Origin of the sequence: Hyphomonas polymorpha PS728, assembly GCF_000685315.1 — a bacterium.
Lineage (GTDB): Bacteria > Pseudomonadota > Alphaproteobacteria > Caulobacterales > Hyphomonadaceae > Hyphomonas > Hyphomonas polymorpha.
Genome location: NZ_ARYM01000067.1, coordinates 1 through 530, shown reverse-complemented (window position 1 = coordinate 530; position 530 = coordinate 1). Strand labels below are relative to the sequence as shown.

1 protein-coding gene is annotated in these 530 nt (G+C 63.0%); it reads right to left on the bottom strand.

Annotation, left to right across the window (positions count from 1 at the left end):
- Window positions 1–518, bottom strand: a 518-nt coding sequence (locus HPO_RS19410; RefSeq protein ID WP_035602940.1) for a GTP-binding protein, incomplete at its 3' end; no start/stop codon positions are given.
- Between the last annotated feature and the right edge of the window lie 12 nt (window positions 519–530).

Below are 530 nucleotides of genomic sequence, written 5' to 3'. Positions count from 1 at the left end.
CCCTTGATGATCGGAATGTCGTCGCCCGGGAAGTTGTAGGACGAAAGCAGGTCGCGCACTTCCATCTCGACGAGTTCGAGCAGCTCGGCATCGTCAACCATGTCGACCTTGTTCAGGAACACGACGAGCGCCGGCACGCCGACCTGACGGGCCAGCAGGATGTGCTCGCGGGTCTGCGGCATCGGGCCGTCAGCAGCCGAGCACACCAGGATCGCGCCGTCCATCTGGGCCGCGCCGGTGATCATGTTCTTCACATAGTCAGCGTGGCCGGGGCAGTCGACGTGCGCATAGTGACGGTTGGCCGTCTCATATTCCACGTGCGCGGTGTTGATCGTGATGCCGCGTGCCTTCTCTTCCGGCGCCGCGTCGATGTCGGCATATGCCTTCGCCGTCGCACCGCCAGACTTCGCCAGCGTGATCGTGATCGCTGCCGTCAGCGTCGTCTTGCCGTGGTCAACGTGGCCAATCGTGCCAATGTTCACGTGCGGCTTCGTACGCTCAAACTTTGCCTTGCCCATCGGGCCTCTCCT